The sequence below is a fragment of the Streptomyces glomeratus genome (assembly GCF_021462825.1).
Classification (GTDB): domain Bacteria; phylum Actinomycetota; class Actinomycetes; order Streptomycetales; family Streptomycetaceae; genus Streptomyces; species Streptomyces glomeratus.
Genome location: NZ_JAKEEB010000112.1, coordinates 1 through 407, shown reverse-complemented (window position 1 = coordinate 407; position 407 = coordinate 1). Strand labels below are relative to the sequence as shown.

The window sequence follows — 407 nt, the reverse complement described above, 5'->3', positions numbered from 1 at the left end:
GTGGAGAACCCCCACCTCACCGGCGTCCTGCACGGCCACCAGATGCTGATCACCCTGCTGCTGGTCGCCCTGCTGGGCGCGGTCTTCCTCAAGGGGTTCCTGGAGGCGATCGGTGTCGCGGTCGCCCTCGTGGGCGTCTACCTCGTCCTCAACGCCGTGGTCGTCGTCGTGGGCCTGTGGCATGTCGCCACCGCAGGCCATGTGGTGACCGACTGGACCGGCGCGCTGACCGCCGAGCACGGCAACGTCTTCGTGATGGTCGGCGTGGCGCTGCTCGTCTTCCCGAAGCTGGCGCTCGGCCTGTCCGGCTTCGAGACCGGTGTCGCCGTGATGCCCCATGTGCAGGGCGACCCGGACGACACCGAGGAGAAGCCGACCGGCCGGATCCGGGACACCAAGAAGCTGCT

Annotated in this window: 1 pseudogene; it reads left to right on the top strand. The window is 69.0% G+C overall.

Features of this window, described 5'->3' with window-relative positions:
* A pseudogene (locus LZ604_RS35555) lies at nt 1-407 on the top strand (amino acid transporter); the annotation flags it as partial.